The 20,630-nt window shown below is 35.4% G+C and carries 17 protein-coding genes; 7 read left to right on the forward strand and 10 right to left on the reverse strand.

Features of this window, described 5'->3' with window-relative positions; genetic code table 11:
- Positions 1–15: 15 nt before the first annotated feature.
- The 3 genes from KMW28_RS17205 (at position 16) to KMW28_RS17215 (ending at position 3,686) form a co-directional block, all read left to right on the forward strand.
- Complete coding sequence (locus KMW28_RS17205) at positions 16–1,290, forward strand: glycoside hydrolase 5 family protein (protein WP_169662872.1); 1,275 nt, start codon at positions 16–18, stop codon at positions 1,288–1,290.
- Positions 1,291–1,384: 94 nt separating this feature from the next.
- A complete protein-coding gene (locus KMW28_RS17210; RefSeq protein WP_240972562.1) occupies positions 1,385–2,269 on the forward strand; it encodes a sialate O-acetylesterase in 885 nt (294 codons plus the stop codon).
- A gap of 19 nt (positions 2,270–2,288) precedes the next feature.
- A complete protein-coding gene (locus KMW28_RS17215; RefSeq protein WP_169662873.1) occupies positions 2,289–3,686 on the forward strand; it encodes a sialate O-acetylesterase in 1,398 nt (465 codons plus the stop codon).
- Positions 3,687–3,745: 59 nt separating this feature from the next.
- On the opposite strand, the gene KMW28_RS17220 is transcribed toward KMW28_RS17215, so the two are convergent.
- From KMW28_RS17220 to KMW28_RS17230, 3 genes are all read right to left on the reverse strand, one after another.
- Positions 3,746–4,615 (reverse strand): AraC family transcriptional regulator, encoded by an 870-nt coding sequence (locus tag KMW28_RS17220; protein ID WP_169662874.1) that lies wholly within the window; start codon positions 4,613–4,615, stop codon positions 3,746–3,748.
- A gap of 17 nt (positions 4,616–4,632) precedes the next feature.
- Positions 4,633–6,258, reverse strand: a complete 1,626-nt coding sequence (locus KMW28_RS17225) for a sodium:solute symporter (RefSeq protein ID WP_205958133.1) — start codon at positions 6,256–6,258, stop codon at positions 4,633–4,635.
- A 201-nt stretch (positions 6,259–6,459) separates the two neighbouring features.
- The gene (locus KMW28_RS17230) at positions 6,460–7,494 is read right to left on the reverse strand and encodes a glycoside hydrolase family 130 protein (RefSeq protein WP_169662875.1); all 1,035 of its coding nucleotides are present in this window, start codon (positions 7,492–7,494) and stop codon (positions 6,460–6,462) included.
- Positions 7,495–7,782: 288 nt separating this feature from the next.
- Between KMW28_RS17230 and KMW28_RS17235 the strand changes: the two genes are divergently transcribed.
- Complete coding sequence (locus KMW28_RS17235; RefSeq protein ID WP_169662876.1) at positions 7,783–9,771, forward strand: T9SS type A sorting domain-containing protein; 1,989 nt, start codon at positions 7,783–7,785, stop codon at positions 9,769–9,771.
- Positions 9,772–10,153: 382 nt separating this feature from the next.
- On the opposite strand, the gene KMW28_RS17240 is transcribed toward KMW28_RS17235, so the two are convergent.
- Entirely contained in the window at positions 10,154–10,552 is a 399-nt protein-coding gene (locus tag KMW28_RS17240) for a hypothetical protein (protein WP_169662877.1), read from the reverse strand.
- A gap of 133 nt (positions 10,553–10,685) precedes the next feature.
- Between KMW28_RS17240 and KMW28_RS17245 the strand changes: the two genes are divergently transcribed.
- Together KMW28_RS17245 and KMW28_RS17250 are read left to right on the forward strand one after the other, a co-directional pair.
- The gene (locus tag KMW28_RS17245; RefSeq protein WP_169662878.1) at positions 10,686–11,123 is read left to right on the forward strand and encodes a hypothetical protein; all 438 of its coding nucleotides are present in this window, start codon (positions 10,686–10,688) and stop codon (positions 11,121–11,123) included.
- A gap of 65 nt (positions 11,124–11,188) precedes the next feature.
- Complete coding sequence (locus KMW28_RS17250; RefSeq protein WP_169662879.1) at positions 11,189–12,016, forward strand: alpha/beta fold hydrolase; 828 nt, start codon at positions 11,189–11,191, stop codon at positions 12,014–12,016.
- Here the strand turns inward: KMW28_RS17250 and KMW28_RS17255 are convergent.
- The 6 genes from KMW28_RS17255 to KMW28_RS17280 all read right to left on the reverse strand — a co-directional run bounded on the left by KMW28_RS17255 (position 12,005) and on the right by KMW28_RS17280 (position 19,410).
- Positions 12,005–12,826 (reverse strand): helix-turn-helix domain-containing protein, encoded by an 822-nt coding sequence (locus KMW28_RS17255; protein WP_183363921.1) that lies wholly within the window; start codon positions 12,824–12,826, stop codon positions 12,005–12,007. The genes KMW28_RS17250 and KMW28_RS17255 overlap by 12 nt on opposite strands.
- A 56-nt stretch (positions 12,827–12,882) precedes the next feature.
- Positions 12,883–13,758 (reverse strand): ChaN family lipoprotein, encoded by an 876-nt coding sequence (locus KMW28_RS17260; RefSeq protein ID WP_169662881.1) that lies wholly within the window; start codon positions 13,756–13,758, stop codon positions 12,883–12,885.
- A gap of 198 nt (positions 13,759–13,956) precedes the next feature.
- Positions 13,957–14,694 (reverse strand): HmuY family protein, encoded by a 738-nt coding sequence (locus tag KMW28_RS17265; protein WP_169663020.1) that lies wholly within the window; start codon positions 14,692–14,694, stop codon positions 13,957–13,959.
- Between the two features lie 37 nt (positions 14,695–14,731).
- Positions 14,732–16,936, reverse strand: coding sequence for a TonB-dependent receptor (locus KMW28_RS17270; protein ID WP_169662882.1), 2,205 nt, complete (start codon positions 16,934–16,936; stop codon positions 14,732–14,734).
- 9 nt (positions 16,937–16,945) lie between these two features.
- On the reverse strand, positions 16,946–18,373 hold the full coding sequence (locus tag KMW28_RS17275; protein ID WP_169662883.1) for an FMN-binding protein: 1,428 nt from the start codon (positions 18,371–18,373) through the stop codon (positions 16,946–16,948).
- Positions 18,374–18,462: 89 nt separating this feature from the next.
- Positions 18,463–19,410: a sirohydrochlorin chelatase gene (locus KMW28_RS17280; RefSeq protein ID WP_066213471.1), complete on the reverse strand. Its 948-nt coding sequence runs from the start codon at positions 19,408–19,410 to the stop codon at positions 18,463–18,465.
- A 281-nt stretch (positions 19,411–19,691) separates the two neighbouring features.
- On the opposite strand from KMW28_RS17280, the gene KMW28_RS17285 reads away from it, so the two are divergent.
- Complete coding sequence (locus tag KMW28_RS17285; RefSeq protein ID WP_169662884.1) at positions 19,692–20,621, forward strand: helix-turn-helix domain-containing protein; 930 nt, start codon at positions 19,692–19,694, stop codon at positions 20,619–20,621.
- Positions 20,622–20,630 lie beyond the last annotated feature (9 nt).

The raw sequence follows: 20,630 nt of genomic DNA on the forward strand, positions 1-20,630 counted from the left end.
AAAGTGAAAAAAGACATGAAGAAATTACTCACGGTTTGCATCACTTTATTATTAACGATGCAGAGCATTGCTCAAGATCAGTTTGTAAAGGTGGCCGATGGTAAATTGGTCATCAATAATCAACCTTATCATTATATCGGCACCAACTTTTGGTATGGAATGAACTTGGGTGCATTCGATCAGCCTCGATTGATTAGAGAATTGGATCGATTGAAAAAAATTGGGGTAAAAAACCTACGCATAATGGCTTTATCTGAAGGGGATAAAGATACGCCTTGGTGTATGCAACCTGCCTTACAAACTGCTCCAGGAGAATTTAACGAAGACTTGTTGAATGGTTTGGATTTTCTTTTGGTGGAGATGCAGAAAAGAGACATGAAAGCAGTAGTATGTTTGAACAACTTCTGGCCATGGTCAGGAGGTTTCTCACAATATATTAAATGGACAAAAGGTGGGACTATTCCTTTTCCCCCACCCGCTGAGAATGGCGATTGGCATACTTACGGAAAATATGCAAGTCAGTTTTATGAGAACAAAGAAGCACAGGCACTTTACAAAAAAGCCATAGAAAAAATAATTACTCGAAGAAACTCCATTACTAAAGCAAGTTATACCGATGACCCAACAATAATGGCTTGGCAACTGGCCAATGAACCAGAAAATATCTTAAGGGGAAATCAGTTAGTCGAGTGGATTAATACCACTGCGGCATACATCAAATCGTTGGATGATAAACACTTGGTCACGACCGGATCTGAGGGCTATACTCCTAGTGAAAATTCAGGAACTGATTTCGAGAAAGATCACCTTTCGGAAAACATCGATTATATGACTTTCCATATTTGGGTACAAAACTGGGGATGGTACGATCCTAACAATGTGGAGGGAACATTTGATAATGCTGTGGTAAAAGCAAAGAAGTATATTCAACAACATATAGAAATAGGGAATAAAATGAATAAGCCCATTGTGTTGGAAGAGTTTGGTATTTCTAGAGATAAAAATGATCATAGCGACCAGAGTAGTGTGAGTGTTAGAGATAAATACTACAGTATTCTTTTCGAAGAACTCGCTCAAGCTATTGAGAAAGGTGATAACACATTTGTGGGTTGTAACTTCTGGGCTTGGGGTGGTGAGGGCCGACCAAGTACACCTCATTCTATCTGGAAAACTGGTGATGACTTAATCGGGGATCCTCCTCACGAATATCAGGGTTGGTATTCTGTTTATGAAACAGATAAATCTACTTTGAAAATAATTAAGAAATATAATAAGAAGGTGCAGAAATAATTTGTATTACCTATGATTGAAATCATGGTTAATTAGATATTGTAATAGACTTTAGTATTTTAGTTTTTAATTAAACTTAAACAACCAATACGAGATGAACTTCTTCAAAACGACACTTCTCCTGATCTTATTTAGTAGCATGATTCCTGAGAAAAAACCAGTAAAAACTACAACTTCAGTTGATCCCAATTTTCATATTTATCTGTGCATTGGGCAATCGAATATGGAAGGGTTTGCCCCTATTGAAGAAGTCGATAGAAATGTAGATCCTCGTGCTATGGTTTTTCAAACTGTAGATTGCAATAACTTAAAGAGAAAAAAAGGAGAATGGTATACTGCTATTCCTCCATTAGCCAATTGCTATTTTACTGATCAGGTGGGACTTTCGCCATCAAATAGTTTCGTCAATACTATGGTAAATTCCCTCCCTGACAGTATTAAAGTGGGGATCATCAATGTGTCTGTGGCAGGTTGCGATATTCGACTTTTTGATAAAGATGATTATCAAAAATACTTTGATACTTATGATCCCGATACTTGGTTTAGAAATAAGATTTCTGACTATCAAAATCACCCTTATCACCACCTTGTACAATACGCGCGATTGGCACAACAGCAAGGGGTGATAAAAGGTATTCTTTTACATCAGGGAGAGACTAATAATGGTACTCCTGATAGAGAAAAATGGCCGGAATATGTTCAGAAAATATATCAAGATTTAATCACCGACCTTGCTTTAAATAAGGAGACCCCTCCCCCTCTTTTGGTGGGAGAATTAGTAGACAAAAAGCAAGGCGGGATTGAAGCCGAAATGAACGATATTATCGCTACTTTGCCTTCTAAGATAGATCATTGTTATGTGATCTCATCAGAGGATTGTTTGGCACAAAAAGACAGTGTCCACTTTAGTAGCGAAGGGGTACGACTTTTAGGACAACGATACGCAAAACAAATGCTAGAACTTCTTCCTTTACAATAAACGATCAAACAAATTTGAGATGAAAAATTATATACTATTACTACTATCCTTTTTCTGTTTTCAAGGAGTTTATGCCTTAGAACTTCCATCCTTTTTCTCTGATGGCATGCTCTTACAGCAATCCGATTCTGTCAGCATCTTTGGATGGGAAAAAGCGAAAACTTCGGTTCGGATATCAAGTAGTTGGGGAGAAGAAGTGGAATGTAGATCGAATAAATCTGGGTTTTGGTCAGTGAAATTAAAGACGCCTAAAGGTAGTTTTGATACCCATCAATTATCCATCAAAGGAAAAGAAAGTATTACGATTAAAGACATTTTGATTGGTGAAGTCTGGTTAGCATCAGGTCAGTCGAATATGGAATGGTCAGCTTCTGCTGGGTTAATGAATGATAGTACAGAGATAAAAAATGCACATCAACCGATGGTGCGTATTTTTAAAGCTGAAAGAAACAAAGATGGAAAAGAAGGGGCCAAAGTAGAAGGAGAATGGTTGATAATGACCCCGAAGACCATGCCTTACGTGAGTGTAGTGTCTTATTTCTTTGCGACCAAACTTAAAAATCAATTAATGGTTCCTGTAGGAGTTATCACTACCTCTTGGGGTGGTACGCCTATAGAAACATGGATTCCTAAAAAAGCTTTACAGAATGATAAGGATCTTTGGGCTTCCTCTCAAAAACTAAAACCTAATCCTTGGGGGCCTGTTGAACAAGGTTTACTTTACAATGGTATGGTGGCTCCATTTAAAGATTACACCATCAGTGGACTGCTATGGTATCAAGGAGAAGCTAATGTGGAGTTTCCAGAATTATATGCGGAAAAACTAAAGCTATTGGGTGAAATTTGGAGACAACAATTCAAAAAAAATCTGCCTTTGTATTATGTGCAGATTGCTCCATATCATTATGGTGATAATATTAATGCAGCAAAACTTAGAGATCAGCAAAGACGAACTATGAACATTTTGTCCAACTCTAAAATGTTGGTTATTTCTGATGTAGCCGACTTAAATGATATTCACCCCATCAATAAAAAACCTGTTGGACACCGTTTGGCAAATATTGCTTTAAAAGATCATTATGGTATCCTCACAAAAGAAGTTTATTCCCCAGTAATCGAACGTATTTTCACGGATTATTACGGTCGTTTACACCTTGCTTTTAAAAATGCTAAGGGCTTACATTTCGCCTCCTCGGACATCAATTATTTTGAGGTGGGTAATGAGCAATCCACTGCAAAAGCTACAGATATCAGTATTGAAAATGATCAGATTATTCTTAAATCACCTATCGAAAATCCTGAGTGGGTAAGATTCGCTTTTACGAATTCGGCAACACCGGGGATTGTAAATGAAGGAGGGATTCCTGTAAGTTGTTTTGATAAAATAGTTTTTATTAAAGAGAAGAAAGTACAGTAAAACTTTAGATTTATATACTATTCATCGAGGGGTTATTTTCCCCTCGATGAATAGATCATTTAAGATTCAACAGACTGTAAATTAGCTAATGATTTTCTAAAGATAGAAGGGGTTACTCCTTTAAACTTTTTAAATTGTCTATTAAAATTTGACAAGTTATTAAAGCCACATTCATAACATATCTCTGCTATATTTTTATTAGTATTGATCAAGAAAAAAGTAGATTTTCCTAGTCGAATATCATTTACAAATTTGATGAAACTTTTACCTGTTCTTTTCTTAAAGAAATGACTAAAAGCTGAGTCGCTCATATTAATTAAATGGGCGGCTTCTTGTACATCAATTGGTCGGTGATAATTCTCGAAAATAAACTCCAAGACCTTATTTATTCTTCTACTGGTTTCCTGAGGATGAACTCCAATAAAACCTTCGGAAGCTAGTGATCTTGTTTCGGTACTTATACCCAATTGATGTAATAAATTGAAGAACAATAAGACACGTTCAAAACCTGTACTTTTAACTAAATCCTTTAAGATTAACTTGATTCTGTAACGATCTGTACCCTCAAAAACTACTCCTTTACCAGAATTAGAAAATAGTCCTTTGATGCTTTCAAACTCATTCTTATTCAAGAGTGAATCTGAAAAAATACTCCGTTTAAACTGTATGGTCGTTACACAAGGCTTATCTGTTGAGCCTTCTTCTTTCATCCATTTATGTTGAATATTCGGACCTAGAAAAACAAGATCTTCTTGCTCGAAATTAGCTACAGAATTACCTACAATCCTTCTACCATTACAACCCTCCACCAAAGTCAACTCAAAATCGTCGTGCAAGTGTATTGGATAATCAAAGTCTGCATTATGGTGATGTTGTAATACGAATAGATTTTCATCACTTACTGGTGTTATTTCTGGAAATACCTTCATTGTATGTAATGTTTAGTCTACAGGAATATGATAAAAGAAAGAATAGCTAATATAGCTAATATTAACGCTTGAATTCTAAAATTATGGAACCATTTTACATTCTCCAACTCTTTCGTTTCCTGATGCCAAATATCAATACTCCATAAGTTTCCTTCTAGCTGTGCTGATGATGGTTTTGCTGTCGCTAATGAGGCAGCTACACAAACCATAACACTAATTGATACTAAAATTGGTACCATCAATAAGAAGTGAACATCAGCTAAGAACGTCTGATTTTTGAATAATAGTAATAAAACGGCCATCAATGCTCCGACTAGTAATGTGGCAAAAGCACCATTGGCATTTGCTCTTTTCCAAAATAAACCTAAGAAGAAAATGGTTACAATTGGAGGAGCCAAATAAGAAGCCATTTCTTGATAGTAATCGACTAATGATCCAAACTTTTGAATATTCGGAGCCCAAATCGCTGCGATAATCAAAATGATAACAGATATGATTTGACCCACTCTAACCAATCTTTCTTTCGATGTATTCGGGAAAGCATTAGAATAAAAGTCCATCGTTAATAATGTAGAGGCCGAGTTAATAGATGCTGATAAAGTAGAAGTAAGGGCAGAAATCATCGCTGCCATAATAATTCCCATCAAGCCTATTGGCATCAAACTCATAATTAAACGTGGATAAATTTCATTGACATCCACAATTTCTGTTACTTCATTTCCGAACATAGAAAGTGGCACTTGCACATCGAATAAATCCATTAAACGAGCACATAAACCTGGGAAAATAAAGATGAATAAAGTGAAGATATATAAGAACCCTACAAACAACACTCCTTTTCTACCGTCTTCGATAGATTTAGCTGAAAGTACTCTTTGTACCATCACTTGGTTATTACCCCAAAAATAGAAACCTAATACTGGAATACCCAAAATAATTCCGAGCCAAGGGGTGGTGGCATCATCCATAGGTCTCACCAAATGTAGCCACATTCCTTCGTTGAAACGTTCCATTAAAACTTCCCAACCTCCTATCTCTGCAAAGCACAAATACGAAAGTATAATCGAACCAATAATTAGAATAACTGCTTGTACAAGTTCTGCATTAATTGCCGATGACAAACCTCCAAAAATAGTATATGAACCAGCGATAATGGCCATTAAATAAATAATGGTTGATAACTCTGCTTCGGGAAATATCAAACGGATAATTAAGGCTCCTGAATATAAAGCAGCTGCGGCGTCTAAGAATACATTACCAATAATTGTAATGATCGAAAAGAAGGTTTTTGGTCGTTTATCATACCTTTTTTCTAAGAACTCAGGCATGGTATATACCCCTGATTTAATATAAAATGGTAAAAAGAAAGCAGCGAAAAAGATCATCACCAGAATGGATACCCATTGGTAATTATACACCGCTAACCCCGTTTTAAAACCTTCTGCCGATTGTCCTATTAATGTCGTAGAGGATACTGAGGCTGCAAATAACGATAAGCCTACTGCTTTCCAAGACATGTTCCTTCCTGCTAAAAAATAGGATTCAGAATCGGAATTATTGGCATTTTTAAATGCCCAAAATAAAATGGCAAGTATATAGATCACAACAAAGACTAAATCGATGTTGCTCATTTGGAAGTCCATAATTGTTCTTTATTTAATTCACCTTTTCTAAGACTATATCAAAAAATTCATCAAAAGCTCCCATATAAAGCGGATAACTATTGTGATAGTTCTCAGAAATTCATTTCAAAAATATAAACTTAACAAGTCAATTGAATAGTATTGTTCAGATACTATCAAATAAATGATAAGGCCCCAAAGTATAGGGGCCTTATTACATTATTAACTTAATACTAAAGGAGAAACCTTTGTATTGTCTTTGATAAACTCAACAAGTTCATCGATATTACAAGTCGCCACACCACAATATTGATCGCTACCACCATAATAGATATACAGGATATCGTCAACTAATACATTTCCTGTAGGAAAGACTACTCCCCATTTGTATAGACCACTTTTCTCCCACTCTTCTTCTGGCTCCATAATGAAGTCTTTTGTTCTATACAAAATCTTTGTTGGATCTTCTAAGTCTAATAAACAAGCTCCTACACGATAACAATTGTCTTTATCTACACCGTGGTAAAGCATTACCCAACCTTCTTTGGTTTTAATTGGAGGAGTGTTTCCACCCACTTTTACTTCCCACCATTCTTCGCCTTTAAGTAATAAATCCGATTCATGTTTCCAGTTCACCATATCGTCAGACGATTGGATCCAAATTGCTGGGTATTCTGTACCATACTCTGCCCCTATCCATTCTTTAGGACGGTGTAACATGTAGTACTTTCCGTTAATTTGTTCTGGGAAAATAATCACATCGCGGTCGTCTAACTCTGGTTTGGTAATACGACCTACTCTGCGGAATGTTTTTAAGTCTTTTGAAATAGCTAAGCCTGTGTTTGCTATATTTTTCCTAAGTAACTCTGGGTGAAATTCGTCCATTTCTGGAGCAACTACTGCATCATAACTGTATTTCCAATATTGACCTGGAGGAAAAGCTCTGTAGGCGTAAGTGATATAGTAAGTGTCTCCAAATTTTACAATTCTTGGATCTTCCACACAACCCGAATCTGGTCCATCCTCTGATGGAGAAAATACAGGTTGATCTTGTACTCTATTAAAGTTAAAACCGTCTTTACTTTCTGCCAATCCAAAATGGATCTTGTGATCAAAATCATCTCCGGCCGCACGATACATCATATAGAATGTCCCATCTTCATACCAAGCACCTGGATTACAAACAACTAGGTTTTCCCATTCGTTGGTTTCATGTGGAGATAAAATTGGATTTCCCTCAAATTTTTTAAGCTTCATAATTTCATACAAGTTTAGAGCTTTTACATTAAATAAAAATGATTGACAACAACATGATACAAATGTAGAGGGGTTATCTGATGCATTCTTATAGGATAAAACTCAATTATGATACTTTTTTGAATTTATTTTAATATCAAAGAGTCTATGTACTCTAAATAGTATCTAAATTTGATATAAATTTCGACGATATTCAAAATAGTATCATGTTGTGACATAAATGTAGTAGTAGATTTTTTTTGATAACTCTACATTTACACATCTTTAATTTTAATAATAGTATGATATATGAAGTTTACTAAACTATTTACTTTATTATTTTTTGTAATTCATTTTACACTAACAGCGTCCACTATTCAGCCTGAGATTATTGAGATTACTAACAACACTACATCTTTAAGTACTTTCGAAAAATTCGAATCTATTATTAAGGTGAAGGCGGAGTATACTAATCCTTACGACCCTCAAGACATCGATGTAAGTGCGAACATCAAACTGCCTGATGGAACTACTGTAGATTACCCTCTTTTTTATAAAGGAGTTGAAGGAGGTGTTTCTGAGTGGGGTCTTAGAATAGCACCAAAATCAGAAGGTAGTTATTCATTCACTATTAAAGTGATTACTGGTGATCAGAATACGACATCAGAAGAACAAACTTTCTCGGCATCCGACAGTGAAGGTCTTGGTTTTTTACATACTGTAAATAACAACTTCAATAATCTAGTATTTGATAACGGATCTGGATTTAGAGGTTTTGGTCTAAACATGGCCTGGGAAGCAAGGAATAACGAAAACCCCAAATACACTTACGAATTCTGGTTCGATCTTTTTGCAGATCATGATATCAACTTTGTAAGAACATGGGTGAATGCTCCTTGGAACTTACCCATTGAATGGAGTAACCCAACTTCGGATCGTTATGGAGATTATGACGGAATTGGTTACCATCCAGAAGGTCTTGAACGCATCGAGTATATGATTAACGAAGCGGAAAAGAATGAGATGTATTTAATGTTAGCTATGGATTTCCATGGTGCACTTTGGGTAAACAACAACGATGGTTGGGGAAATAACTTCTGGAACGTTCACCCTTATAAGGAGTTGGCAGGATGTGTGAATCCGAACGATTTCTTCACTTTCGAAGAAGCACGAAGACTTTATAAAAATAGGCTAAGATATTTTGTTGCTCGTTGGGGGTACAGTACTTCTGTTGCAGCTATTGAGTTTTTTAATGAGGTGGATAACACTATCATTTATTCTGGACAAAATGTAAACCCTGCTGATGTGGTTGAATGGCACGGCATTATGGGTGACTACCTAAAATCGATAGATTATCATAACCACATCCTTACAACTAGTATCAGTCACAATCAGATAAACGGACTATTTGATGTCGATGAGTTGGATATGATTCAATCTCATCTTTATGACTATGTAGATAACATGGCTCAAGTTATCACTGACATGACTAACACACATAAAAAGCCTTATGTAGTTGGTGAAATGGGATTGGATTTTATGCCTCCTAACAATAACGACGAAGCAAAATGGATCAAAGATCTACAAAAAACGATGTGGTTAGGTATGTTCGAAAAGACATCAATTATTCCTATGACATGGTGGTGGGAAAACTACGAAGTTTGGAATGCTTACAATAAATTCGAATTCCTTTCTGAGTATACTGAAAAGATGACTACTAACTCTGACAGTGAACGTACAGATCTTAGCTTTATTAATAGTGAAGACTTAAATGCAAAAGGTATTCTTATTAGAAATCGACATGGTTATGTATTTGTAGAAGGTAACGGCACTAACCTTAGGAACATCACTTTACAAATTGATGGACTACCCGAAAACGATTACACATTCTATGTTTACAATGCTTATACTTATGAGTTAAAAGACGAAATAGATGTATCTGCAAGTGCTTCAGGTAAGTTTTATATTGAATTAAAAGATATATCAGCCAACGAAGATATTTTCATCTATCTTGAAAATAAAAGAGGAGATATAACAGGAGTTGAAGATGATCTAAAAAAAGTAGGTTGGAACCTCTACCCTAATCCGGTAAAGTCTACTCTGAACTATAAAATTGATGATGTTTTTAATCCAATCAATGCACAGTTTTTTATTTATGATTTAAATGGAAAAGTGATGGCACAGGCTGGGTTAGAACAAAATAGCAACATTAATCTTGATGCATTTCCCAGCGGAATGTATATTTTCAAAATAGTTTCTGATTCTTTCGAGGATCAGAAATTATTCATTAAACAATAAAATAATTATCCTTTAAGGGAATCAATACTTCTTCCCTTAAAGGATATTTTAGTGCTGATAAAGATTTGTAGATTGCTATATTTTTAAGTCAGAAATTTTCTTTACCCTACGAAGTGCAATTCGTTGATTATAAATATCATTATACATTTTTAATATCCTAATTTCAATATATATCTCAAACCCCAGACTAAAGTCTGAGGCTGGAAGTAATTAGATTTGTAAAGACTGAAGTCTTTACAAATTTTAATGTGTAATGTTTTAACACTTTAGTGTTGAGTGAATACTCGTCCAAGCCTTCGGGACTTTAGTCCTGAAAAGGCATAATTACCACAAGCCCCTGACTTTAGTCTGGGGTCGAGGATCTCGGAATAAATAAATTTTATTAATCCTTTAAATAAACAGCTTTCACAAAACCAACAAACCATAATGATCCAACGATAATAGCAAAAATTGTGTTTTTCCACCAAAAAGACCAAAAGCTAAAAATTGTAACCCTTCCTGAAGAACTATTAACTAATACATCAAGTTGTGTTCCTTCATAATAAGGCACGTACTCCATCAATGTCTCTTTTCGAGAATTATAATTTTCGTTTAGTTTAACTGTTATATAGTAAACAGTACCTTTGCGATATCTACTAGTTCCTCCTCCACCACTATAAAATTCATAATTAACAACTTCTGCTGTTGTTTCATCAGAAGTAAGATAAGTATATATATTGGGAGAATGTGATAAGATTAAAATTAAAAATAGTCCACCTAAGAGTATGGTAATGTTTTTCATGAATCAATCGAAGTTTTTTGTTTGCTTGTTTAGAATTATCTCTAATGTATAGAATAGCTAAAGCTTTATCAACGAAATACAGAAAATATTAATTGTATTATTTAAATTGTCGGTAATCAATAATATACATCATATGAAACTTCTAATCCACATCTCCCTAATTCTATTACCATTCTATTCTTTTAGTCAAGGAATTTATAATAAAAAGCTCCTCAATTTTGAGAAAGAAGGTGCTCCATGCAATCTTGATTCTTTAGATGGAGAACCTGTATATGATAGTGTAGAAGTACCTGCTTCATATGAAGGAGGAATGGGGAAATTTTATAAAGCAGTTGGAAAAACACTACATTTTGATCCAAATCAAAAAAACAATTTCAGTAGTAAAATCTATATCACATTCATTGTAGATAAGGAGGGTAACATTAGAAATGTTTGTACCAATCAAGGGATAACTATAGATTGTATAAATGATTTAATTGAATTAACCTCAGGCAAATGGACTCCTGCTCAAATAAATGGTCTTAAAGTCCATCAAAAAATCGTATTAGTTATGAATATACATCTTGGATAACTTTTTGATACATAACAACCAACAAAACATTTTTTACTTTATTCTTCTGGCCCTGCCAAACCTATATGATACATAAAACAACACTACAAAATCAAACAGCTTCTTATTTTGATATCTCTTCTGAAGGAACTCCTGCTCATTTTTATGGAGCGAACGGTTTCCCCTCTCATGTTTATGAAGAATTGCTGAATGAATTAAGCGGAACTTTTGCTTTAAAAAGTCTTCTGTTCAGAGCTTGTTGGGATGATATTCCTACACCCAAAGGTCAGGTTAAATGGCAAGTGTATGCAGACGATTTAATTGAGTTTATCGAACAAAATTATGATGAACCCATTGTTGGCATTGGTCATTCTCAAGGGGCAACGGCTACTTTATTGGCCTACATCAAAAAGCCTGAATTGTTTAAGGAGTTAATTTTAATTGAGCCTGCTTCAGTTTCAAAATTAATTCAACTTATTTTTCATCCTCTTCCATTATGGATCAAAAAGAAGATGAAACCCATGATTGCTACTTTAGCTAAAAAAGAAAAATGGGAAGATACGCTCACATTTTTTGAGTACTTGAGAGAAAATCAAGGATACAAAAGATTCGACGATCAACAGTTGTTTTTATTGGCACAACGTAGCTTAAATAGCAATTCTGAATTGGTGTTTCCTGCTTCTTGGGAGATGTTAAATTATGGACTTCCTGTCAACCTAGATCAGATTATTAAAAACGTAAAAGTGCCATTGAAGATTATTGCAGGCAAACCTTCTCTCTTCTTATCAGAGAAAGTGAGAAAACATTGGAAGTCGTTAAATCCTAATCTAAATCTTGTGGAAATTACCGATTATGGGCATTTACTTCCTTTAGAAAATCCATCGACTACGGCTAAGGAAATTCTAAACCGTTAGTGACTTTCTGAAATCGGAAGGAGAGATATTGTATTCCGATTTAAATAATTTAGAGAAGTACCCGATATCGTTAAAACCGCAATCGTAAGCAATATCTGAGATACGTTGATCGGTAACACGTAACAGGTTTTCTGCCTTCATCAAACGCTTTGTTTTGATGTATTGATTTGGACTTGTTTTGAAAACAGTCTTGAACTTTCTTTTAAAAGTGGATAAACTCAATCCCGTAAAGAAGGCCAAATCTTGTATGCTCAAATCTTCGTAAAGATGGGCGTGAATCACTTCTTTAAAGTCATATTCCTTGGTTTGGAATAAACTTTTCAACATCAATTTGATACTTCCATCTTGATCTGAATTTAAAAGAATCATGATCAATTCCCTCATCTTGAGTTTGAGTAATTCCTCCGTCATCATTTCTTTATTTTCGAAATAAAATAACATGGAAGAGATAAACAACTCTATGGCATTATTGGGATCAATTCTCAAAATAGCCTTATGATCTTTACTTTCTTTTTGATGAAAGACAGATGGAATATCATCATCGTAAATCTCCTTTAGAAATTCTGGTGATAAGTTCGCAACAAAAACCTGTGACTTAGAAGCGTCCTCATTCTCGTCCCAAATATTCACGAAGTTATCGCACTTCATTATAAACATATCACCTGATGATAACGAGAGGTGATGATCGGGAACATATAAATTCGTCGAACCATGAATAATTTTGACAAAACGGGCCTCATCCTGTAAAGTCGCATTGGCTTTAAAAGGCGGTTGGAATAGAGAGGTTCCAATCATGGGTTTGCCGATCATTTCAAAATTATAGAATTCGAAGCTCATGGGAGTTTGGGGAGTTGCTTTGGGTATAGTTAGAATGTTTTTGTCATGTTCTCGTTACAGACAATCGTAAACTCATTCTTTCCTTTGTTTGCGTCATCCAACTTCGATAGATCCGCTTGCTGAACAAAAGAAATGACTGCACAATTGGCTTTTTTATAGTATTGATTCACATACCAAACTGTCCCTTCGTGATCTTTGGAGTGGAAGTTACCGTTGAAATGAATCATCATTTTATTCTTATTTTTCTTTACTGCTTTAGCAATACTATATCCCATTGTTGCATCCTTGATGGCTTGTGCACAAACAAAGTTTTTGGCTTTGCCCTTCATTCCATGACCGGCCATCATTTGTTCCATCTCTTTGTAAGAAGGTAGATCGAACGGCACTTCGATAGGTAGTGGAGCCATTAATTTTTGTGCTTTCTTATCCAATGTCTTTAAGGTATCCAAGCCTTGTTTTGCTACTAAACTCGCATATCTTCTTGGTACATTGGTCGCAAAAAATGGAGCGTTAATTTCTTTGGCATAATCTACTAAAGGAGCATAATCTGTTTTATAGTTGTCCCATGCTTTCCCGTCTTTAATTAAAACGGCTTCCTTTACTAACCCTTTTAAATACTCATCCAATACCAACTGATTGTCTTTTTCGAACATCTCTGCCCCAAAAATTACTTGGTTGTCTTTTGCTTTGGCTAGAGACTTAGATAACTCGAATTGTAACCAATGAGCAATCGGGTTATTGTGTAATTCTCCGAAGAAAACCACGTTATAACTTTCCAATTGAGCCGACATCTCTTCGAATGTTACCTCTTTTCCCTCTTTATCAAAAATTTGATAGGCTTTTAATTGTGCATTCACCGTAAAAGAACTTATGATGAGAATTACTGATAAAAGAAGTTGTTTCATTGAATTTAGTAGAATTAAAAGTGTTTTATGGTGAAGTGATGTTCTTCACTTTTATGAATGTCGTGAAATAATTTATAATTCAAAAAAAATTGAATTGGTATGATTCTATTCTTATTTACTTGGGATGCACTCCTCATAACTTACTTGGGGTGCGTAGGGACGTTGCAGTGCAACGTCCGTACATAAAAAATTAGTAGACTATTCGGCGATGATTCTTTGGAATTTGAACATAGGGAATCCTTTTGTTCCTGAGTCCAAATCATAGAAGTCTGTGAATACTAATTTGTATAATTTTTTATCAGATGATTCGATGATATAATACTGATCTTCTACAATCTTGTAAGTAAATGTTGCGAAATCTAACACCTTCCAATCCGAACCAATTGATGCTGCATCCGATGATAAAGTAATCGCTGAAGCTTCTTCAAATGTAATATCATCATAAGAAACGAAAGTCTGACCTTCACCTTCAATTTCTTCTTTATTTAATCGAATAGCCTTTACACTAGATGTATTGATTAAACCACCTGTCATATAATAAGGAGTGGCTGTTCCTTGGTCATCATAAGTGATACCGTGGTAATAGGTCATTACGATATCCCAACCTTCTGGACCTGCTCCTGTTGTGTTCTCTTCTGGAATATCAAATTTATAATACTCCGCGTCGTTCCAATGTACCCCTGTTGTATCGGCATTAGCATCTGCAGAAGCTGCATCTAAGTTTATATATACCTGACGGTTGTAATCTAACTCAGTTGTAACTATTGGTCCTCCTGGATATTGTTCTTTCTCAATTTCAACTATTGGCATTCCATAAAGTGATACTTGTAAATCGTGAGAAGAAGTGTCTTCAGGAACGATTGCTTCTGTAGTGTCATCGCTGTTACAAGAAGATAAGATAGCAATAGCTGATAGGAATGTAATGAACTTTTTCATTGTTATAAGTTTAATTTTAGTGAGGTGTTGGCCTCGTTTACTTTTTGTTTAAATTGATTTTTAGAGAGACGAAATACGTCCTCCCCCATGCGATCAAAGAAGATGATCCTCCTGAATGTGCACCTCCACTAGCAGTGTTATTTACATTGGTGACATCCAAAATATTTTTCACCCCGGCAGAAACCGAGTACCTTTTATTCTTAAAGTTTTTGGTAGTAGAGAAGTTCAGCATACTGTAGGCATCTGTATACCCTTCGTTCACCACTGAGTTGTTGTCTTCGTCTGTTCCCAATAACAACTGCGTACGTTTTCCTGTGTATTTGTAATCCAGCCTAGTCGATAAATCAATCGATGGCCAGAAGTAAGAAAGTGAGGAAACAAAATCGGTAGAATATCTAAAATCGAAGTTGCCGTTGTTTTCCAAATCATAACTGATTCCCGTTAACGTCACCCCTCCATCTACTTTTAATTGATTATTAAAATTATAGGATACTTTAAATGTACCTCCTTGTGTTTTCTTCTGTGAGATGTTCATGTACACAAAAGAATTGCCTTCTCCTTGCGCCATATCAATCACATCAAATAGATGGTTGTAAAACCCTGTTGCTTCAAATCTCAAAACAGACTTTGATGATAGATCAAGATCTTTATTCAGGTTGGCAGTTGCACTGTAAGATGTTTCTGGAATCAAATCAGGATTACCGTAGATTTCATGGTTGGCATCCACAAAATGCATGTACATTTCTTTTAATGATGGAGCTCTAAAACCTTTTGCGAAAGAAAGCCGGCCTGTCCATCGAGCTTCATTTTGATACTTCACGTGGGCAGAATAAATCAAAGGAGCATCAAATTGATTGTGATGAATAAATCTTGCTCCAGGTTGTAGTGACCAATTTTCATTCAACTCAATATTTAATTGCGTCCATAAAGAGTTTTCTGTCAAACGCTCATCCCCTTTCATTTTAGACCCTTGCCCCGTTTCGTCGGTGAGTTCGTAACCTGCATCAAACTTAAACCAATCGTTTAATCGCTTTTCGTAAGACATTCGGGCATTCCAAGTTTGGAAAGCATCGTACGTATCATCACCTTGTTGTTCTTTTGTACCTTCATCTAACTTTAGGAAATACGTTTGGCCCGTACGATCGTAAGTATTGTAAGAGATCATCCCTTGGAAAGCATCTCCGTTCGAAAAGTTCTTGTTAAACTGTCCATACACTGTTCCTCGATCTGTTGTATAATAGTTATCGAATGCTCGAATCGGATTGGCATTATTGGTATAATTTCCTACAATCTGAAGGTCTTCTCTACTGAAGCGGCCACCTACTTTTGTGTTCCATCCTTTCCATTTATATCCATAATAGACATCTGCATTGTACTGGTCTTTTGGATTGAAAGACATTGCTCTTGTCGACTCATCAGGATTAAAACCATTGAACAATCTAGTGCCTGCATTCACTCCCCATTTATGTTGATTTTTTGCTCCAGAAACATTGGCATCCACACTAAATAACCCTACCGATTCGTAGTAAGTTTTAGCCGATGCATTCAGCGTCTTGTACTTATTTTCTTTCGTGATGATGTTGATTGTTCCAGCCAAAGCATTGGATCCATAGATCACAGACATGGGCCCTTCGATCACTTCAATATGATCTACAGAAGATACATCTAACTGACCTAAATCGATGTCACCACCTTGTCGCCCTACCACGGGCATTCCATCAATCAGTATTTTTACATGCTGACCTTCCAACCCTTGCATAATGATTTTCGATCCTAACACACCGTCTTGAGCAAGGTTGATATTCGGTTGAAATCTTAATGCATCCTGCACTGTTTGGGCGCCAATTTTTTCTAACTGTTTGCCATCAATTACTTGAATTCTATAGATTGACTCGTCCACTGTTTGAGGTTGTACCGAAGCGGTTTTCACCACCTGATCCAACATCAGTAAATCCAACTTCATCTTAACAGTGGTATTCTGAGAGGATGGACTTAATTCTACTTCTGCAGTTTTAAATCCCATATAAGATACCGTACAGAACGTTTTTTCTGATAATGACACATTCGTCTGACCATCCACGTTGGTGACAAAATACGATTTAGCACCAGACTCTGTCAACAAACAAACATTGGCTCCAGGCAATGGTAATCGATCATCATCAACTACAGTAATTTCAATATTCTGTTGTGCCCATAGGCTATATGGGAAGATGAAAAATAGTATGTAAATTAATTTTCTCATTGATAGGTTTTAAGCACGAACTACTTTCGGCTTTTGATTTATTTTTTTCGTTTTTGTATTCTTTAGTTTGCCCTCTGATGCCATTTTTAAACTATCCAAAACACAACCTGTCGGACAGGCCATACGGCACCATAACATTGGAAATCGCATTGAGATGACGACAAAAGCAATCGAGATGTACAGCCAATAGGAAGAGAGCTCCATGCTGAATAAATCGGGAAACAATTCAAAATTTCCGAATTGCTTATAACCACATACGAATCCTCCAAACAATATAACAGTAATTGCATATCTGATGTACTCTGCTTGCTTGTTTGTGATAATCAATTTCTTTGATTTAAAGGGAGAATATTTTAAAGTAAGCATTTGGGCTGCTCCAAAAGGACACACATAAGAACAGTAAGCGTTCTTTCCCCAAATTGCCGAGAATAATGTTAGTAAGGCATATAATGCTAAGAACAAAGAAAGTTCGGTTCCCATAAACGGCATCAAGAAAGTGATGTAGGTGAAAGAACTATTCATCCCAAAACCGATATAGGCCATTGTAAATAGTGAGACAAACAATCTGTTCTTCTTTGTCTTTTTGATCTGTGGAATCATAGCGTAACCAAAGATGCAAGCAATCACCACTAGGTTAAAAATCCACCAATACGTCAGCTCAGCTTTAACGCTAAAAGCTTCAATATTTTTGTCATAATAAGTCGCTAAAATCTGAGGGGCAGTGGTATGAAATGCTTCTGTTACCCCCTCAGCCATTGCTCTAGTCGTAATAGTAGCACCAGAAATAGCGTCGATAGTTTGTTCTGTTTCCTCTAAAGAAAGTCCTTGATATTGGTCCAGATAGCCACTTCTTAATATCTTTCTCAAATAACTTTCTGTTTCTTTAGAAGTGATGTAAGAAACTTCTCTAAGACTTCCTCCAAGAGAAGTTTCCATTCCCATATAAATCGGTCCGGAGAAACCTTGTACGGTGTTATGCATCATGTTTTCGAAATACAAAGACGATAATCGACCGCTTTGATAAATCTCCGCATAACATAGTTCCTCCTGCATTTTGATCACGATTTCCGCATCTTCATACGATGCTTTTAATCGCTTCGACATGGCTTCAGCCCATTCTTTATTATGAAGAGATTCGCCCATGTTATCAGAAAAAGAGATCATTCCAGATGCTTTCACTACTTTTTTAGGTATAGCTCTCACTAAGCCATACTCCCCCAACACATAGCTTTTTCCCTCCGAAATTAAACCTGCTTCCTTAGTAGTTGACTTCACAAAATCAGTCACCAATTTAGGAGCAAAAAATTCATTTTCGATAGTAGAAATATTCTGATGTAGATCGTTTCTTTCCAACGGTCCTTCTATAGCAAAATATAGGAACGCTGATAGAATCACTAAAGTGATGGAAGTTTTACGGTAGTCTATTTTTAATTTCATTCTGAAATGATGTCGTGATCAATATACTTTAAACAAGGAGGGTAAAGACGCCGTAAAACAACGCCAATACTGTAAACCTTGTTTCGAAATTATTTTGTAGCGACTTCCTTATCTCCTCTAAGGTCAGCCATTGTTTCTTCTACAATTTTAACCACCCATTTATTGATATTGGCATCTGGAAGAATAGCATCTTGCTTGTACACCACTCTCTTTTGATCTTCTACCATATCGACACCATTTTGGATAATTTCTCCTTGGAAATGCTCGTCGTTGGCTACCAATACTGGGATCACAATTGCTCTTTCTTCTAACTCAAGAATCTGATCAATCGCCTTTTTCGTTGGTTCTGATGAGTATCTTACCAAGTGACCACACCATCCATATGAGATAGAACCAATACCTGTTTGTGCTTTAAGGTAACGACCAATATCTTCTACCATTTTTTCCCATTGTTGGTTGAATTCAGCATCTCCGTAAGCAATTAGTGCCACACCTTCGTCGCCCGATCCATTTGATAATGCTTTTGCTCTACGTGTAATATTTTTCTTTAATACTGTTGGATAATCCAATAATGGAGTCACTGTAACTCTAGCTTTAGAGGCGTAAGTTTCAATTCCTTCTTCTTTTAAAGATTCTTTTACTTTAGGATCATTTGTTAGTCCTACAATGTTTGGAATATCATTGCTTGTATGAGAAGAAATAGTTAAAAAGATAGGTACCACAATCACTCTATCGTAGTTTTCCTCATCAAATTTCTTCATCTGCGTCGCAATAGAAGGTTCTGTGTACTCCATAAAAGCCGTTCTTACATCTGTAATCTCACCGCTTTTCATGATATCACTTCTAACATCCATTTCGATGTCAGTTAACATCGTTCTCCATTGTTTTGAGTGAGAACCATGGTTCACTAGTAAAACTCCGATTTTTTCTCCAGCAACGTTTTCTGCTGTTTCAGTGTTTTTCTTTTTATTTTCTGAGCATGAAAAAAATGCTAGCGAAAGGATAAGTGAAAGTATTAGTGTGTTGAAAAGTTTCATCTTCTTATTTGTAATTAATCTAAATAACATCACAAATGTAGAGGACAAGAAGGTCTTATGTTTATCGAAAAGAGAAATGATTTTTACGAAAGCGGAAACTTTAATTTTCTGATTTCATAATTTAACCCCTCGTTTTTCATCAAATAGTGCAATTTTATCACTTTAATGGCCTATTTATTATATAAATAAGCATAGATATAAATTTTACTATTTTTATTCAATCTAAATAAACATAAATTTGTACTTTGAAAACATCATTTCAACTGCACATTTAAATAGATATGGTAGAAAGTGGAACTTCTATCCTCTTTGAAGATTTTCTAGAAAAGTACTCTCTAATTGATTGCGACAAAGAAGAGTTTGGATTAAAAATATTAAAAGCTACAAGCAAAAGTTCAAATAGAAATGGGAACTATTTAAGAATATCTTTTGCACATTTGGTGGTACATCATTTCACATGGGAATTACAAGAACCTATGGTGATCGATTTGTCATGTGCAGAAAATGGAATATTTTTCCATACGGGAAACGGACATATAATTCTAAATAAAGAAAAGTTGAGTAGTCAGATGGCACAACTATTTACTAAATCAGACCTTGAAATCACTTTACTACCCAATCAAAATCAGTTTACTTTTATAGAATTCCAGCAAGATTATTTCGATCAGCGTTTACTTCATCCTTCCCTAAAACAAATGGTGTTGGATTTGTTCGATCAGAAATCAACTCCATTTAAGATCAAAAAGAATATTTCTCTATTGTTGGATGATATTACTACCAATCAAAAAAGAGGATTATGTCAGTTGATGTATCTAAACGGTAAAATCTTTGAAATTCTATCTGAAATATCCGATCAGTTTACCCATTATGAAAGTGATGCTCAACAACAGTTTGAACCTCAAATGGCAAAAGTCAAACAGCTAATTGATGAGAACCTTCATATTCAATATTCGATAAACGATTTGGCGAAATCTGTGGGAATAAACACTTCTTATTTAAAGAAGTATTTCAAAGAAATTTACGAAGAAACCATTTTCGAGTACTCCACTCGTAAGCGTATGGAATATGCTAAAAACTTACTTTCAACGACCAATTTGAGTATTTCTATTATCTCTGAAAAAGTAGGGTATCAGCATTCAGCACATTTTTCTTATGCCTTTAAGAAGAATATGGATATGACGCCGAATCAGTTTAGGAAAAAAATGATTTAAAGGAGGAGA

Origin of the sequence: Flammeovirga yaeyamensis, from assembly GCF_018736045.1 — a bacterium.
Classification (GTDB): Bacteria; Bacteroidota; Bacteroidia; order Cytophagales; family Flammeovirgaceae; genus Flammeovirga; species Flammeovirga yaeyamensis.

What these genes read in the sequence shown, in the direction of transcription:
- KMW28_RS17205 (WP_169662872.1), top strand. Translation starts at nt 16, where the DNA reads ATGAAGAAATTACTCACGGTTTGCATCACTTTATTATTAACGATGCAG.
- KMW28_RS17210 (WP_240972562.1), top strand. Translation starts at nt 1,385, where the DNA reads ATGAACTTCTTCAAAACGACACTTCTCCTGATCTTATTTAGTAGCATG.
- KMW28_RS17215 (WP_169662873.1), top strand. Translation starts at nt 2,289, where the DNA reads ATGAAAAATTATATACTATTACTACTATCCTTTTTCTGTTTTCAAGGA.
- KMW28_RS17220 (WP_169662874.1), bottom strand. Translation starts at nt 4,615, where the DNA reads ATGAAGGTATTTCCAGAAATAACACCAGTAAGTGATGAAAATCTATTC.
- KMW28_RS17225 (WP_205958133.1), bottom strand. Translation starts at nt 6,258, where the DNA reads ATGGACTTCCAAATGAGCAACATCGATTTAGTCTTTGTTGTGATCTAT.
- KMW28_RS17230 (WP_169662875.1), bottom strand. Translation starts at nt 7,494, where the DNA reads ATGAAGCTTAAAAAATTTGAGGGAAATCCAATTTTATCTCCACATGAA.
- KMW28_RS17235 (WP_169662876.1), top strand. Translation starts at nt 7,783, where the DNA reads ATGAAGTTTACTAAACTATTTACTTTATTATTTTTTGTAATTCATTTT.
- KMW28_RS17240 (WP_169662877.1), bottom strand. Translation starts at nt 10,552, where the DNA reads ATGAAAAACATTACCATACTCTTAGGTGGACTATTTTTAATTTTAATC.
- KMW28_RS17245 (WP_169662878.1), top strand. Translation starts at nt 10,686, where the DNA reads ATGAAACTTCTAATCCACATCTCCCTAATTCTATTACCATTCTATTCT.
- KMW28_RS17250 (WP_169662879.1), top strand. Translation starts at nt 11,189, where the DNA reads ATGATACATAAAACAACACTACAAAATCAAACAGCTTCTTATTTTGAT.
- KMW28_RS17255 (WP_183363921.1), bottom strand. Translation starts at nt 12,826, where the DNA reads ATGATCGGCAAACCCATGATTGGAACCTCTCTATTCCAACCGCCTTTT.
- KMW28_RS17260 (WP_169662881.1), bottom strand. Translation starts at nt 13,758, where the DNA reads ATGAAACAACTTCTTTTATCAGTAATTCTCATCATAAGTTCTTTTACG.
- KMW28_RS17265 (WP_169663020.1), bottom strand. Translation starts at nt 14,694, where the DNA reads ATGAAAAAGTTCATTACATTCCTATCAGCTATTGCTATCTTATCTTCT.
- KMW28_RS17270 (WP_169662882.1), bottom strand. Translation starts at nt 16,936, where the DNA reads ATGAGAAAATTAATTTACATACTATTTTTCATCTTCCCATATAGCCTA.
- KMW28_RS17275 (WP_169662883.1), bottom strand. Translation starts at nt 18,373, where the DNA reads ATGAAATTAAAAATAGACTACCGTAAAACTTCCATCACTTTAGTGATT.
- KMW28_RS17280 (WP_066213471.1), bottom strand. Translation starts at nt 19,410, where the DNA reads ATGAAACTTTTCAACACACTAATACTTTCACTTATCCTTTCGCTAGCA.
- KMW28_RS17285 (WP_169662884.1), top strand. Translation starts at nt 19,692, where the DNA reads ATGGTAGAAAGTGGAACTTCTATCCTCTTTGAAGATTTTCTAGAAAAG.